The organism is Paraburkholderia sp. 31.1 (genome assembly GCF_014397645.1).
Taxonomy (GTDB): domain Bacteria; phylum Pseudomonadota; class Gammaproteobacteria; order Burkholderiales; family Burkholderiaceae; genus Paraburkholderia; species Paraburkholderia tuberum.
Genome location: NZ_VZQN01000034.1, coordinates 50,824 through 65,624, shown reverse-complemented (window position 1 = coordinate 65,624; position 14,801 = coordinate 50,824). Strand labels below are relative to the sequence as shown.

Sequence of the window (14,801 nt, the reverse complement as noted above, 5' to 3'; positions counted from 1 at the left end):
AAATGCAACGACACACCGGCATTATCCCCACTTCCCCCCGCTATTTGCACCGATAGCGCTCCTAATTCATTTTTCCACTCACGCAATCCGTAATCGCACTGGCAGAATGAGCAGAATGCCAGATAGCGGGAACCGGCACGCGTCGCCATTTCCGCACTGAAACACGGCGGCCGCGATTTTCTACCCAATTGCACGCATTAACGCTATTGTCTCTTTGCGACCTGAACTCGTAGACCACCAGGAGCTTCGTGTGCGGAATCGATCGATGTCTCGCGTGAAGAAAGACCGCCAGTCCGCCGTTCGCAGCCACCGCTCGCGTGTTTCCCGATTATCTTCAAGTCCGCTTTCCGGCTCGGTTTCCAGCTCGCTTTCCAGGCTTCTCCCCTGGTTATCGCTTTGCATGACTGCGCTGGTGCTCGGCAGCTACTCCGCGTATAGCGTCGCCGGCGTTTCCGTATTGCGTCCGCCGCGCGAAGCGCTATCGAGCAGTCCACTCGAAGTGACGATCGTCTATGCCGGCGATCAACCCGGTGGCACCGAAGTCGACGTGCCGGCGCAATTGAATATCGCGATCAGCAATACCGACGTGGTACCGCATCGGCTCGCGCTCACGCGCGAAAGCGGCGCACCCGAGCATCTGAAGCTCGCCGCCGGCGAACTGAAGGCAGTGCGCTATACCGGCACGTGGCCCGAATGGGCGCGCGGCGCGATGCAGATCGACGTGCCGGATCTCGACGTGTCGCCATCGTACGTGCTGCTGACGCGTCCGCCGCGCTCCGGCAAGGACGCGGCGCTCGCGTCGGCCGGGAGCGCCAATGGAGCAACGGCGGCGGCCACCGCGAGCGGCGCACCGTCGTCGACGAGCCTGATCGCGTCGTCGCCCGCGCCATCACGACCGGATGCGCCCGTGCCGCAAATCAACACTTTCCTGAGCCGCTTCTCCGCCTTCGAACCGATGTATTTCGCCGATGGCGGCGGTAGCGAGTCCCTCGCGAAATTCCAGCTCAGCTTCAAGTTCCGCCTCGTCGTTCCGGACGACCCGCGCTCGCGTGGTTTCGCGGACAACCTGTACTTCGCCTATACGCAAACCTCGCTGTGGGATCTCAAGAAGTACTCGGCGCCGTTCCGCGACACCAGCTATATGCCGGCACTCTTTTATTACCTCGAAGACACCGGCTGGAAGAGCACGTGGTGGAGCAGAATGGGCGTGATGGCCGGCTACGAACACGAATCGAATGGACGCGACGGTCCGGAATCGCGCGGCGTCGACTATGTGTTCCTCAAGCCGATCTGGGATTTCGGCGACATCCACAGCTACCATCTGACCATCCAGCCGAAGATTTATTACTATACGCACATCGCCGGCGAGAACCATGACATCGCCGACTACCGCGGCTACGTGGACCTGCGGTTCATCTACGGCAGCCCCGACGGCGCGCAATTGGACACGACGCTGCGCAAAGGAACGCAAGGCGGCAAAGGCAGCGTCGATACGCAGTTCACCTATCCATTGGCGAAGCTGATCAATAGCCGCTGGGGCGGTTATCTGTGGCTTGGCTTCTTCAGCGGTTATGGCGAGGACATTCTCGACTACAACCAGCATCGCTGGATCGCGCGAATCGGCTATAGCATCACACGCTAATCCGGAATTCGCCCGGCATGCAAGCAAAGGGCCGCCGAGCGGCCCTTTTCCATTCGATGACGGCCCCCGACGCGCCCTAATACATCGAAACTTCTGCCGTAATCCTTCAAAAGTTTGCCCAAAGCCGACCTCCACCCGGCGGGCAACCCGTCATGGACCGCTCGTGAATGCTGTGTGCACGAACAGACGGGCATATCGGTGTGGATTTCTCTAGAGTTGAAGGGTCGCCGGTCCAACCGGCTGGCCACGCCGCGCGCTGACTTTTCCAGCGTCTAATCAAAACCACGGAAAAACCAATGAAAACCGCTCTCCTTAAAGACGTGTCGCCTGTTTCAAACGAGCCAACCGGACTTCTTTTGCATCGGAATAGTGCACCGCTTGCGCTCAAGCACGAAATTCACCCGGAACAGATCCGGGACAGCCTGCCGGCCCGTCAGGGAGGAGTCGGCTTTCTGTTCCACGCGACCGATTGGGAAACCCTTTCATTTTCTTTTCACAACGTTCGCGAACGAAGCGAATCGTTCGAAGAGGAGTTGTGGAAAACCAGGCCTTTCATCGCATCGCCGATCTATTCGGGCGCGCAGGTGATCGGCGCGAATATCGCCTGCCCGGTGCCGCTCGAAATGTGGCTCGGCAGCCCGCGCGGCATCAAGCGCTTTCGCGAGACGCAATTCTTTCCGGCGCTCGAGCTCGCCCGAAAGGCGGGCTTGAACATGGTCGCGATGGGCGCGTCGACGCCCTACGCGTGCAACTACGGCGCGCTGCCCCGGCCGGTCAAGCCGCCTCACATCACGACGGGCCACGCGGCGACCGCGGCGATGCTGAAGGACTGGGCGATGCATTGCTGCGAACAGCTCGACCTCGAGCTCGGCAACACGAAGCTCGCGCTGTTCGGCGCGGCCGGCCGGCTCGGCACGACGGTCGCGAAGTATCTGCTCTACAAGGATGCGCCGAAGGAGCTGGTGCTGATCGATCTGCCCGACAAGATCAACCTGCTGATCGATCAGGCGAACGAGCTGCTCGCGTCGGACCTGCTCGGCAAATCGAAAGTATCGGTGCATACGTTCAGCCCGGACACGCCGCTGCCGGACTTCGACGGCGCGATTCTCGCGAGCAGCACGAGCGTGCCTTACCTGAGCGCCGCCGATCTCAAACGTGCGCAATTCTGGATCGACGACTCGCATCCGCGCGCGGCAAGCGTCGCAGCGGAACTCGCATCTCGCGGTCATACGCTCTATATTGAATGCTTCGCGCGCGGGCCCGCCGGACTCGACACCGCGTTCCCGTTCAGGCTGCCATCCACCCGCGATTGCTATACCTGCTTCGCCGAAGGCTATTCGGCATGGCAGGAAGGTATCGCCTCCGATTTCATCATTGGCAGCCCGCCCGTGTGGTCGGTCTCTTATACTCATGGTCTGCTGAAGAAGTATGGCTTTTCGGTCGGACCGTTTCACGGCAAGAACGGCGATTCGCTCGCCGAAGTCGTCGAATCACAGCAATTCAATACGCATGAAATGATGGGTTCCTAATGAACTCGGAGGCCTGATGGCGATACTGCGCGAAAGCATGCGGGATATGCTGGAACGAAGCAGGTTCGCAATTCGATGGGGAGGCGCACTCGGCCTCCTGTGTCACCCCATCTATTACGTCGTCTGGACCTACATCCTTCCGCAGCCTTACGACAACCTGCTGCTGCGGCTCAGCGCGGCGGCCGTCTGCATTCCACTGCTGTTCCATGCGCGCTGGCCGAGGCGCTACAACCCCGCGCTGCTGATCTACTGGCATTGCTGTCTGATTTACGTGCTGCCGTTCGTCTGCACGTTCCTGACCGTCAGAAACGGTTTCTCCACGATGTGGATGATGACCGAGGTCATGATGATCTTCATTCTGGCGCTGTGTATCGACAACCCCCTGCTGCTAATAACGTGCATCGGTATTGGCGTGTTTTCCGGCGGGCTCGCCGGCGTGTGGAGCGCGCCGACGCCGGTCGTTCTCAGCGCGCAGGACAAGTCCAATCTCGCGTTGCTGCCGGTGGTCGTGCTGTGCAGCATGGCGTTCAGTCATGCGATCAGCAAGGGACGCATCTTCGTCGAAAAGAACCGCGCGTTGCAGGCGCTCGCGGGGTCCATCGCGCACGAGATGCGCAATCCGCTGAGCCAGTTGCGGCACGTGCTCGACCGCGTCGAGGAAGCGCTGCCCGCGGCGACCGAAGCGGGCGCGGCGCCGACGCTAACCGACGGCACGGCCTCGCTGATGTACAACCACCTCGCGCAGGGGCAATTGTCGATCGAGCGCGGCCTGCGCATCATCGCGATGACGCTCGACGAAGTCGCCGCGAAATCGATCCGCCCGGATAGTCTCAGCTACCTCCATGCTGGCGCGACCACGCGCAAGGCGCTCGCCGAATACGGCTTCGACAACGACAAGGAACGCGCGAAGGTGAGCGTCGTCGTCAGGCGCGACTTCGTGTTCAAGGTCGACGAGACGGTCTATCTGTTCACGTTGTTCAACCTGATCAAGAACGCGCTGCATCACATCGTCGCGTATCCGCAGGCGACGCTCACATTGACCGTCGACCGCGACTCGGTGATCGTACGGGACACCGGCCCCGGCATCGCGCCGGAGATCCTGCAGCATCTGTTCGAGCCGTTTCGCACGGCCGGCAACTCGGGCGGCACCGGGCTCGGGCTCGCGTACTGCCAGCGCGCGATGCGCGCGTTCGGCGGCAGCATCGACTGCGAATCGGGACTCGGCAAGTTCACCGCGTTCACGCTGCGCTTTCCACCGGTAGCGGCCGACGAGGTCGAGGAGCACGAGCGGCGCCTGTTCGAACGGGCGATGCCGGCGTTCAAGGGCAAGCGCGTGCTCGTCGTCGACGACGACGACACGCTGCGCGCCCGCACCCGCCGCGTGCTGACGCAGGCCGGCGCCTATGTCAGCGAGGCGTCGGGCGGCGAGCTTGCGCTCGCCACGTTGCGGCGCGCGCCGCTCTACGATCTCGTGTTGATGGACATCAGCATGCCCGCGATGGACGGCTACACGACGACCGAGCGCATCCGCGCCGACAGAGACTGCCCGAACCGCAACGTGCTGATCGCCGCCTATACCGCCGAACCGGGCATCGCGGTGCGACTGCGCGCGCGGCGCGCCGGCATGGACGAGATCATCAGCAAGACGTCGAGTGTGCAGGAGCTGCTCACCGCGTTGCAGACCCTCTTCGACAACGGTGCGCATCATCAGCCGGGCGAACTGCCCGATGTCTTCGCCGGCAGAACCTTTGTGATCGCCGACGACGACACCTACAGCCGGCTTGTCGCGAAGGCGTATCTGGAGCGCTGCGGCGCGAGCGTCGTCGAGGCCGACCACGGTCAGGCGGTGCTGACCAAACTGCACGAAGACGGCTTCATCGACGCGATCCTGATGGACGTGAACATGCCGGGCATGAACGGCATCGAGACGACGAAGTCGATTCGCGCGCGCACCGATGCCTACGCGACGCTGCCTATCATTGCGCTGACCAGTCACACCGATGCCGAAGCGGTGCAGGCCTGCGTTGCCGCCGGGATGAACGAGGTGTTGATCAAGCCGGTGCAGGCCGGCTCGCTGTACGCATGTCTCGCGCGGCAGTTCGGCACACGCGGCGCGCTGGTTGCGGACGCTCCGCAACGAATCACGGAAACCGCGGGCGGAGCCGCGCAAACGGATTTTGCGGCGACGCCGGTGGCATTGCCCCCCACTGCGAACGCGCCCGCGGCCGCCACCATCGCTGAAGAAAGCCTGCTCGACGAAGCGCACCTCAAGGAACTGGTCTCGCTCGATCTGCTTGACGAATCGTTCCTGAACGGCATCGAACAGATTCGCTCGCTCGTCGTGCGCCTCGCAGGCAACAGCGCGGCCGTCGATATCAAGGCGACGCACGCGAGCTTGCATGCGTTGCTTGGCGTCAGCGGCAACATCGGCGCGAAGGCACTGCATCGCTACGCGCGGCAGATCTATCCACGCGTGATCGCCGGTGAGTGGCCAGTGGAAACCGACTGGCACGCGCAGATCCGCGCGCTGGGCGCGCGCTCGACCGACGCCTTGCAGCGGTATTACGCGTCGGCGAAAGGGCGGCGCGATCATCGCGACGCGCTGAGCGATTGAGAGGGCGGCCTCGGTCGCCCTCTTTGCAGCGTTAAGTCAGAACTTGTGCAGCACGCCGACCGCAACAGCGAGCTGGTTCGCGCCGGTCTTCACGGTCGTCGTCGCGACCGAAGTCGCCCACCCCGTCGCACTCAGCGCGGCCTTCGAGCTGTTGATCACATACGTGATGTCGGTATACAGCGCCGTGCGCTTCGACAGCCAGTAGTCCGCGTTGACACCGGTGCTCAATGCGTGCGCGTCGACCTGGCGATACGCGTGGTAGTAAGTCGCGGCTGCGAGGTCCAGCGCCGGCGCCACCCTGTAACGCACGCCCGCGAACGCCATCGACTGCGGCGGCGATGCGGCGAGCGTCGACCGGACGTCGTTCAGCAGCAATTCGTAGCCGCCGTACAGCGTCGCCTTGCCGATCTGATACGAACCGCCGGCCACGTAGCGGCGCTCGCTGTCGCCCGATGACGCAATGGCCGAGCCTTGCCGCTGCTCGTACACGAACGTCAGATTCAGCGGCCCCTGCACATAGCGTCCGCCGATGTCGTACTGCTTGCCGACGCGGAACGAGCCCGCCACCGGCACGTTGTAGGTGACTGCGTCGTAGCCGAGGCTGTAGAGCGCATTCAGCTCGAATGGTCCCACATGGCCGAGATACGACACCGCGTTATCCGCGCGACCGACGAACTGCGCGTCCTGCGCGGAAAGGCCGTAACTCGAATAACCGAGCGGGTCGAGCGCGAGGAAGTAGCGATACATCGGCGTCATCTGCCGGCCGAGCATCATCGCGCCGTAGCGGTCCGATTCAAGTCCGACGAACGCCTGCCGGCCGAACAGCCGCCCTCCTTGCTGCAGGGCACCGGTATTCATCGACATGCCCGATTCGAGCGTGAAAATCGCCCGCAGTCCGCCGCCGAGATCTTCCTTGCCCGTGAAACCCCAACGCGAATTCAGCCGGTTGCCGGTGCCGAGAGCGACCTGCGTGCCCGACGATCCCTGCGACGTGACAGCGTGAGTCACGTAGGTCACCCCCGAGTCGACGATGCCATAGAGCGTGACCGACGACTGCGCATGCGCCGCGCCGCTGATGCCGATACCAATACCACATGCAAAAAGGACCTTCGACGGCCTGGCGAGAGGCTTGTGCTTCACCATGTATCTCCTGCTGGAAAGTGAGTTGTTTTGTGATGCGGATTAGTTATCGTTCGACCCCTGTCGTCGCGGTAGCCGGCGCGGGGCCGCGTCGGCTACCGGAGAATCGGTCATTCGCGTGCGATGTGCGGGTCGACGAAGAACATCGCGATGACCGCGATAGCGGGTCCGATCGCGAGTGTGAGGAGCGCGAGCATGAACGAATGGCTCGCGCCATACAGCGAGCCGACCACCATCGGCGACACCGCGCTGCCGGACTGCCAGATAGCATTGGTCCAGCCGGCGCTCGCGCCCGCGAGACGCTTGCCCGATGCGTCGCTGACCTGAGCCATCAGCACCGGCAGATAGCCGAACGAGAACGCACCGAGAATCGGCGCGACCAGATAGAACTGATGCACCGTCGAGCAGTAGCCGAACACCAGCAGCGCGATCGCGAAGGCGATCAGGCAACCGATCGACATCATCCGCCGCGACACACCAGGCAGGTCGGAGATCCAGCCGAGAGTCGGCTTCGCGATCACCGCGCCAATGCCGAACGAGGCGACGATCGATCCGGCGACGATCGGCGCAATGCCGTATTGGCGCGTCATCAGTGCGTTGCCCCATGCACCGAAGCCGACGGTCGCCCACAACCCGCCGCAGCCCGCGATCGACAGCGCGATCAGGTTACGGTTGCGCAACAGGCCAAGCATTTCCTGGAGGCTGTTGCGCGCGGGCTTCGCTTCGTTCGAAGGCCGGTTCTTCAGCAGCAGCAACGTGACGATGCCCCACGCGAACGTGACGATGCCGAGCATATGGAATGCGTTCGACCAGCCGTGCCGCGCGGAAAACGACGGCACGACCGCATTTGCGATCACGACGGCGAGCGACGTCGCGGTCGTGTAGAGGCCCATTGCGCGGCCACGGTCGCGCGTGAACCATGCGGGAATGATCTTCATGCCGGCCGAGTAGTCGGCGCCCGCCGCGAAACCCATCGCGGCCTGAATCACGATGCCGAATGCGAGCGAATGCGTATAGCCGAACGTGAACGTGAGCACGCCGAGCGGCAGCAGCGCAAGCGTGAGCATCGCGCGACCGCCGAGCAGATCGGTCAGCATGCCGCCAACCACGTTCGCGATCACATAGCCCGCGTAAAACGCGGTCACGAACGCACCGAGCATCGACACGCCAATGCCGAGCGACGCGCCGACCGGCGCGGCTACCGTACTCCACGCGACGCGGACCACATAGCTGAGCAGAAACGCGGCCCAGACGATGAACAGCGCGACCCAGCGATACGGGCTCGTGTCGGCGCTACTCGCCGCCCTCGCATCGTTCCCGGTCCAGACGCTCGCGGGCATACCCTCCGACGACGCCAGATTCTTCTCCATGACTCCTCCGATGCCGGGCGTGCCAGCGGCCGCCCGTTTTCTTTCTGATGGATGGCGCCGACCGCGCCTGGCGGCCGGGCCGGCGATTACGGTTACAGATCGAGCACGAGCACCCTCGACTTCGCGCGTGAACAGCACGGCAGGAACTGATCGTTGCGGGCCTGCTCTTCTGGCGACAGGAACAGGTCGCGGTGGTCAGGTTCGCCTTCGAGCACCCGCGTGACGCAGGTGCCGCAAATGCCCTGCTCGCACGACACCGGCACGTCGACGCCCGCCGCCGCGAGCGCCTGGGTGACCGTGCAATCGGCCGCAATCGACACGACGCGGTCCGAGCGCGCGAGCCGCACGTCGAACGACGCACCATCACCCGACGGCTGCGCCGCCGCGAAGTATTCGTAATGCAGACGCTCGTCACTCCAGCCGAGCGAGCGGGCCGTGTCGAGCACCGCGTTCATGAAGCCCTGCGGACCGCACACATATAGATGCCGGTCCGCGACGGCGTCCGTCAGCAGTGCATTCAGATCGAGCATGCCGTGCGCGTCGTCGAAGTGGTATTGCACGTTGTCCGCCCACGACGACGCGGCGATTCGCTCGACGAACGCCGCACGGCTCTTCGAGCGCGCGCAGTAATGCATTTCGAACGCCGCGCCCATTGCCGCCAGCTGCTCCGCCATGCAGAGAATCGGCGTCACGCCAATGCCGCCCGCGAGCAATAGCGGCGTCGCGTCATGCCGGGCGAGCGGGAAGTGATTGCGTGGCACGCCGATGCGAATCGCGTCGCCTTCGTTCACCGCGTCGTGCATGCGCTGCGATCCGCCGCGCGAATCGGCGGCGCGCAACACCGCGATCTGATACCGGTGACGCTCGCGAGACGCGTTGCACAGCGAGTACTGCCGCACCGGCCCACCCGGCACGTAGACGTCGATGTGCGCGCCCGCCTCGAACGGCGGCAGGTCGCGGCCGTCGATGTCGACGAACTCGAAGCCGGCAATCCCGTCGGCTTCGTCGCGTCGTGCGGCGACACGCACCATCAGCGTGGAATCGGTCATGTTCATGCCACCTCCTCCGCTCACATCGCCGACAGGCCGCCGTCGACCATCAGCGTCGTGCCGGTTATGTACGAAGCCTCGTCGCTCGCGAACCACAGGATCGGCCATGCAATCTCTTCGGGCGACGCCCAACGGCCGATCAACGACGTGTCCTGGCGTTGCGTCTTCAGCACTTCGACGCTTTTACCCGATGCAATGGCCCGGTTCATGTGGAATTCGGTCAGCGTCGAACCCGGGCACACCGCGTTCACGCGCACGCCGTTCGCGGTCTCCTCGAACGCGAGCGTGCGGGTCATCGCGAGCATGCCGGCCTTGGTCGCGTCGTACAGGCCCATGCCCTTGCGGCCGGTCACCGCGTAGCACGACGACACGTTGACGATGCTCGCGCGGCCCGCGCGACGCAGGAACGGCAGCGCTGCCCTGCAATAGTTGGATGTGCCGACCAGATTGACCGACACCATCGCCTGCCACTCGGCCGGCGTCGCGTCGGCGAGCGCGCTGTAGTTGCGCATCGCCGCGTTGTTCACCAGCACGTCGAGCCGGCCGAACGAATCGGCGGCGAGTTGCGCCGCGCACACCGCGTCGGCGTCGTGCGACACGTCGGCCGCGAACGTCTCGACACGCGCGGACGGATCAGCCGCCTTCAGTTCGTCGGCGACACGCGTGAGCGCCTCCGGGTTCGCATCGACGAGCACCACCGCGGCGCCCTCCGCGCAGAACACGCGCGCGGTCGCGGCACCGATGCCGCCTCCGCCGCCGGTGATCAGCGCGACCTTGTCCTCGAGTCTTTTACGTTGCTGCATTGCATGCCGGCGCGCAGCCGGCCTCCTTTTGCGGAATGGGCAGAAGGTCCAATCGGACCAGACGACGACACGCGGGCCGGACCAGAGTCCGGCGCCGCCGTGCATCAGATCGAGTAGATCGGCTGGTCCTTGCCGTCGTGCAGATGGATCACCGCCCATTCCTGCGGCTTCTGATCGCGCGGCAGCAGCACGCCGGCAGCACGTACGCGCTGCTGGTCGGCGTCGATCGCGGGCGGATCGGTGTCGGGCACCAGCGCCGTTGCCGCCTCGTACATCATGCGGCGCGCCATCACGATCGCGCGGTCGGTCGGCAGCAGCTTTTCCTTGCTGTGATCCTGGATCGGACCCATGCTTTCCTGCAGCGACGCATCCTGCATCGCAAAGCCGAACACGCCCGAGTACGCGCGCTTTTCCTTCTGAGCCTGGCGGTCGATCAGGTAGTCGTTGTCCTTGTTCGCTTTCGGCCGGAACGTGCCACCCTCCTCGTAGTCACAATGAATGCCCTTGCCGGCGTTCAGGTCGGCCAGTTCCTGCTCGTCGAGCGGACGGTCCGGGCGGAAGTTGAGGCTCCACGCCCAGCAGGTGTGATCGTCGATCGGCACCCATACGTGGCCCGCGAGCGAGTGATCGCCGAACGGCGGGATCAGCGTGTACCACGGGAACAGCCACTGCGTGACGCGCCAGTAGTACGAATCCGGCTCGCCGTTGCGGCGGCCGAACAGCGTGAGGCCGAACGGCTGCTTCTCGATCTCGAAGATCACGTTGCCGTCCGCCTTGATGTAGTCGAGTGCCTTCGTGCCCTGGTGCATCGGGTCCTCGTCGACTTCGTAGCGGTGTACATACGACACGTGACTCGTGTCGATGCCGCCTTCCATCGCCTGCAGGTAGTTCGATTCCTGCAGCCGCTTCGAGACGAACACGTGGCTCTCCGGCAGATTGCACCACTCGAGATCCGGCGGCGCCGGCTGGCGGTCCTTCGGCCCCATGTATGCCCACACGATGCCCGCGCGTTCGATGCACGGATACGCGGTGATGCCCATGTGCTTGCACGCCTGCGGCGCGGACGGCACTTCCACGCAGTTGCCGTTGCGGTCGAATTTCAGACCGTGATACGAGCAGCGGATGCCGTTCTCTTCATTGCGGCCGAAGTACAGCGACACGCCGCGGTGCGAGCAGAACTCGTCGATCAGCGCCGGCTGGCCGTCGGAATCGCGAAAAGCGAGCAGCTTTTCGCCGAGGATCTGCACGCGCACCGGCGGGCAATCAGGCTCTGCGATTTCGCTGGCGAGGAGCACCGGCACCCAGTAGCGGCGCATCAGATCGCCCATCGCCGTGCCTGGGCCAGTGCGAACCAGAGTTTCCGACATGTTTTTGTCCATCATTCCTCCGAATCCTGTTGTCCGTTGTATGAGAATGTAGTCTCATTGTACGGACAGATTGATCGACGTCAAGTTCTTGCGGCTAGGGACTTTCACTACAATGTGCAATCGACGCGGACCGCCGCAGAAAGGAAATTTCAAATGGAAGAAAAAAAACCGCACGAAAATGTGCGGGCAGTCGAACGGGCGCTAGAAATTCTTCTGGCGTTCCGACCCGGGGACAAAGAATTGACCGTCGCGGAGCTGCTGACCCGCGTGGACCTGAGCCGACCGACGCTGTACCGCCTGCTGAATACGCTCGAACAGAACGGCTTTCTCGCCTCGTCGGGAGAGCCGCAACGCTTCAGGCTCGGCAGTTCGGTCGCGCAGCTCGCGCACGCGTGGATGGCGAACAATACGATCGCGCAGCTCGCGCAGCCGATGCTGCGTGAGCTTTGGGAAGCGACATCTGAGACGGTCGCGTTGTTCGTGCCGGAGGGGACGTACCGGATCTGCGTGGCCGAACTGGAAAGTCCGCAGCCGCTGAGTTTCCGGCGCGGGGTCGGCTATCGCGAGAAGCTCGTGCTCGGCGCGAGCGGCCGCACGATTCTTTCGCAGATGCCGCTGTCGCAGGACGATCTGCGGCGCTATCTGACCGATCCGGATCAGGACGTCGCGGCGCTAGCCGCCGATCTCGACGCGGTCCGCGCACGAGGCTTCGGTACCAGCCATCACGAGCTGATCGCCGGCGCAGTCGCGGTAGCCGCGCCGTTCTTCAACGGCGCGAACCAGGTGGCAGGTTCGGTGTGCATCTTCGGGCCGAGCGTGCGCGTAACCGATGAGCGCGTCGCGCAGTTCGCGGAGTTGCTCAAGCGCGAGGTGGGCAATCTGTCGCGTGCGCTTGGGCATCAAGGGGAAACTGGACGGCCGCCGGGTACGGCACGTCGGTGAAATCGGCCTCAAAGGCGCTGGCCAACGCCGGGAGCGTCGTCAGAAAGGTCGACGCTTTGCTCCGGCTCCCGCTGATTCAGGGCTGAAGCCGAAACCAGCCGGATGGCACGCAGTTCGACATTCACGAGGTTGGAGTGTGATGTGCCCGGAGGGCCGACGGGTTGCTGAACGTAACCGATAATCAGATGGGGCACATCTCCCGGATCGCAGTGTCCGGCGCAGCGCGCATAAAGGATGAGGCCGGCATGACACCGGCGGATAGAAGTTGGTGAGACGTTGGTGTCTCACGTGCGCATCAACCGAGGGTCAAATTCGGCCGTAGCAGTCGTCCAGGCGCACAATATCGTCCTCGCCGAGATAACTGCCCGATTGAACCTCGATGATTTCGAGCTGCACTTTGCCCGGATTCTCCAAACGATGCTGCACGCCGAGCGGAATGAAGGTCGATTGGTTTTCTGAAAGAAGAAACTGGTCCTCGCCCCGTGTCACGAGCGCGGTGCCGCGCACGACGATCCAGTGCTCGGCGCGATGGTGGTGCATCTGCAATGACAGGCGAGCGCCTGGCGCAACCACGATGCGCTTCACCTGAAACCGCTCGCCGCGCTCGATCGCATCGTAGAAGCCCCACGGACGGCGCACCTTCCGGTGCGTCTCGGCTTCAGGCGCGCGCTGCTCGCGAAAGCGCGCCACCAGCGTCTTGATGTCCTGCGCGTGTGAGCGGTCGGCGACGAGCACGGCGTCGTCCGTGTCGACGACGACTACGTTGGAGGTGCCAACGCATGCAACCAGCCGCCCGCCCTCGGCGCGCACATAGCTCGAGGTCGCGCCTTCGAAAACGACACGCCCGCTCGCGACGTTGCCGAGCCCGTCCTTCTCCATCGCTTCCCACACGGCATCCCAGGATCCAAGGTCCGACCATCCCGCCGCCAATGGCACGACCACGCCTTTGCAAGGCGAGCCGGCCGCGCCGATGTGCTCCATTACCGCATAGTCGATGGAATCCGCCGGCACACGGCCGAACTGAAACGGGCAAGGACGAATGAAGTTGTCGTCCGCCTTGCCTTCCGCGAACGCCGCGGTGCAGGCCGCGTGCATGTCGCCGTTGAGCTTGGCTAGCGCTTCGAGCCACACGCCCGCTCGTACGATGAAGATGCCGCTGTTCCACCAGTAGGTGCCTGCAGCGACGTACTGCGCGGCGAGTTCGGTCGTGGGCTTTTCGACGAAGCGGTCGATCAGATGTGCGCCGTTTTCGAGGGCGTCGCCGATTCGGATGTAGCCAAAGCCGGTATCCGGCCGTGTGGGCGCAACGCCGAGCGTCACGATCATGGAGCGTTCGGCATATTCAGCGGCAATTGCGATCGCACGATGCAGCGCCGGAATGTCTGAGATGGAATGGTCAGACGGCATCACCACCATGATCGCGTCGTCATCCTGATTAACGGCTGCGAGCGCCGCGAGCGTGAGCGCCGGCGCCGTATCGCGCCGCGCAGGCTCGACGATAATCTTCGCAGAGACGCCGCACGCCCGCACCTGCTCTTCTGTCTGGAACCGGTGTTCCTCCCCACACACGATAATCGGCTGAGTGTCGACGTCGAAGCCGCCGACGAAACCCGCCATCCGTGTGACGGTAGCCTGCAGCAATGAATCCCGTCCGACCACATCGATCAACTGCTTTGGAAACTGCTCACGCGACATCGGCCAGAGGCGCGTGCCCGATCCGCCTGCGAGAATGACCGGGACGATGCGCCGACAGGAGTGCCCGAGCGACGCTTCTGCGATCGCCGCTGCCATTGCGTCTTCAGAACTCACCGCGTCTTCCATCATCCACCCCTCTGGTCTTGCGTCGAACACGTACTTCCCGGCATCGCCAATTCGATTCATCGGTTATGGGTTCGCCGTGAAGCGCACTTTCTCCTGCTCTCCCACCTAGGGGCCCCGCTTGATGAAGAGAGAACGACCTCACGCGTCTGCAAGCATAGGAGCAGTTCCAGGGTCACTAGACGGGTTGACCGAATATGCCATGACGTTGGCTGAAGCGAGTTTCGCGGTACCGGGTGGTCTCACACGCACCACCTGATTGCTCTTCTTTGGTTCATCATGCACTTATCCAAAGTGTTGCCCGCAGCCCATAAAGGTACGGCACACGAGGCAAAGCTCAACGGGGTTCAGTCGATTTCCGTCTGGAGCTCCGGCTCTCCGAACCGGGAGTTCCCGCACGTCGACGACCCCGGGTCCGCCGCACTGGCCTTGCTCGACGCCGACGGTGCCGAAGGCGTGTTCAATATCGGATACGGACGGGGACACTGCAATCGCGGATCTTGCCCGTCTCGTCTATGACCTCACCG

At 63.7% G+C, this 14,801-nt stretch carries 11 protein-coding genes; 5 read left to right on the top strand and 6 right to left on the bottom strand.

What is annotated here, in order from left to right:
* Window positions 1-400 precede the first annotated feature (400 nt).
* From F6X37_RS24810 to F6X37_RS24800, 3 genes are all read left to right on the top strand, one after another.
* On the top strand, window positions 401-1,642 hold the full coding sequence (locus tag F6X37_RS24810) for a phospholipase A (RefSeq protein ID WP_187613124.1): 1,242 nt from the start codon (window positions 401-403) through the stop codon (window positions 1,640-1,642).
* Between the two features lie 296 nt (window positions 1,643-1,938).
* Window positions 1,939-3,171, top strand: coding sequence for a hypothetical protein (locus F6X37_RS24805; protein WP_176078987.1), 1,233 nt, complete (start codon window positions 1,939-1,941; stop codon window positions 3,169-3,171).
* 16 nt (window positions 3,172-3,187) lie between these two features.
* Window positions 3,188-5,785 (top strand): response regulator, encoded by a 2,598-nt coding sequence (locus F6X37_RS24800; protein WP_187613123.1) that lies wholly within the window; start codon window positions 3,188-3,190, stop codon window positions 5,783-5,785.
* 36 nt (window positions 5,786-5,821) lie between these two features.
* Here F6X37_RS24800 and F6X37_RS24795 read toward each other — a convergent pair whose 3' ends face one another.
* From F6X37_RS24795 to F6X37_RS24775, 5 genes are all read right to left on the bottom strand, one after another.
* Window positions 5,822-6,928: a porin gene (locus tag F6X37_RS24795; RefSeq protein ID WP_187613122.1), complete on the bottom strand. Its 1,107-nt coding sequence runs from the start codon at window positions 6,926-6,928 to the stop codon at window positions 5,822-5,824.
* A gap of 107 nt (window positions 6,929-7,035) precedes the next feature.
* Entirely contained in the window at window positions 7,036-8,295 is a 1,260-nt protein-coding gene (locus tag F6X37_RS24790; RefSeq protein WP_187613121.1) for an MFS transporter, read from the bottom strand.
* 92 nt (window positions 8,296-8,387) lie between these two features.
* The gene (locus F6X37_RS24785) at window positions 8,388-9,350 is read right to left on the bottom strand and encodes a PDR/VanB family oxidoreductase (RefSeq protein WP_187613120.1); all 963 of its coding nucleotides are present in this window, start codon (window positions 9,348-9,350) and stop codon (window positions 8,388-8,390) included.
* Between the two features lie 14 nt (window positions 9,351-9,364).
* Window positions 9,365-10,147, bottom strand: coding sequence for an SDR family NAD(P)-dependent oxidoreductase (locus F6X37_RS24780; RefSeq protein ID WP_187613119.1), 783 nt, complete (start codon window positions 10,145-10,147; stop codon window positions 9,365-9,367).
* 104 nt (window positions 10,148-10,251) lie between these two features.
* Window positions 10,252-11,526 carry an aromatic ring-hydroxylating dioxygenase subunit alpha gene (locus F6X37_RS24775; protein ID WP_187613143.1) on the bottom strand — a complete coding sequence of 425 codons (1,275 nt, stop codon included), beginning with the start codon at window positions 11,524-11,526 and terminating at the stop codon, window positions 10,252-10,254.
* Window positions 11,527-11,667: 141 nt separating this feature from the next.
* Between F6X37_RS24775 and F6X37_RS24770 the strand changes: the two genes are divergently transcribed.
* Window positions 11,668-12,456 (top strand): IclR family transcriptional regulator, encoded by a 789-nt coding sequence (locus F6X37_RS24770; protein WP_187613118.1) that lies wholly within the window; start codon window positions 11,668-11,670, stop codon window positions 12,454-12,456.
* 306 nt (window positions 12,457-12,762) lie between these two features.
* On the opposite strand, the gene F6X37_RS24765 is transcribed toward F6X37_RS24770, so the two are convergent.
* Window positions 12,763-14,247 (bottom strand): mannose-1-phosphate guanylyltransferase/mannose-6-phosphate isomerase, encoded by a 1,485-nt coding sequence (locus F6X37_RS24765; RefSeq protein WP_187613142.1) that lies wholly within the window; start codon window positions 14,245-14,247, stop codon window positions 12,763-12,765.
* A 306-nt stretch (window positions 14,248-14,553) separates the two neighbouring features.
* Between F6X37_RS24765 and F6X37_RS24760 the strand changes: the two genes are divergently transcribed.
* Window positions 14,554-14,793: an NAD-dependent epimerase/dehydratase family protein gene (locus tag F6X37_RS24760; protein ID WP_262420010.1), complete on the top strand. Its 240-nt coding sequence runs from the start codon at window positions 14,554-14,556 to the stop codon at window positions 14,791-14,793.
* Window positions 14,794-14,801: the final 8 nt, after the last annotated feature.

Bases quoted from the DNA above. Each gene is read 5' to 3' on its own strand.
- F6X37_RS24810 (WP_187613124.1), top strand. From the start codon at position 401: ATGACTGCGCTGGTGCTCGGCAGCTACTCCGCGTATAGCGTCGCCGGC.
- F6X37_RS24805 (WP_176078987.1), top strand. From the start codon at position 1,939: ATGAAAACCGCTCTCCTTAAAGACGTGTCGCCTGTTTCAAACGAGCCA.
- F6X37_RS24800 (WP_187613123.1), top strand. From the start codon at position 3,188: ATGGCGATACTGCGCGAAAGCATGCGGGATATGCTGGAACGAAGCAGG.
- F6X37_RS24795 (WP_187613122.1), bottom strand. From the start codon at position 6,928: ATGGTGAAGCACAAGCCTCTCGCCAGGCCGTCGAAGGTCCTTTTTGCA.
- F6X37_RS24790 (WP_187613121.1), bottom strand. From the start codon at position 8,295: ATGGAGAAGAATCTGGCGTCGTCGGAGGGTATGCCCGCGAGCGTCTGG.
- F6X37_RS24785 (WP_187613120.1), bottom strand. From the start codon at position 9,350: ATGAACATGACCGATTCCACGCTGATGGTGCGTGTCGCCGCACGACGC.
- F6X37_RS24780 (WP_187613119.1), bottom strand. From the start codon at position 10,147: ATGCAGCAACGTAAAAGACTCGAGGACAAGGTCGCGCTGATCACCGGC.
- F6X37_RS24775 (WP_187613143.1), bottom strand. From the start codon at position 11,526: ATGGACAAAAACATGTCGGAAACTCTGGTTCGCACTGGCCCAGGCACG.
- F6X37_RS24770 (WP_187613118.1), top strand. From the start codon at position 11,668: ATGGAAGAAAAAAAACCGCACGAAAATGTGCGGGCAGTCGAACGGGCG.
- F6X37_RS24765 (WP_187613142.1), bottom strand. From the start codon at position 14,247: ATGGCAGCGGCGATCGCAGAAGCGTCGCTCGGGCACTCCTGTCGGCGC.
- F6X37_RS24760 (WP_262420010.1), top strand. From the start codon at position 14,554: ATGCACTTATCCAAAGTGTTGCCCGCAGCCCATAAAGGTACGGCACAC.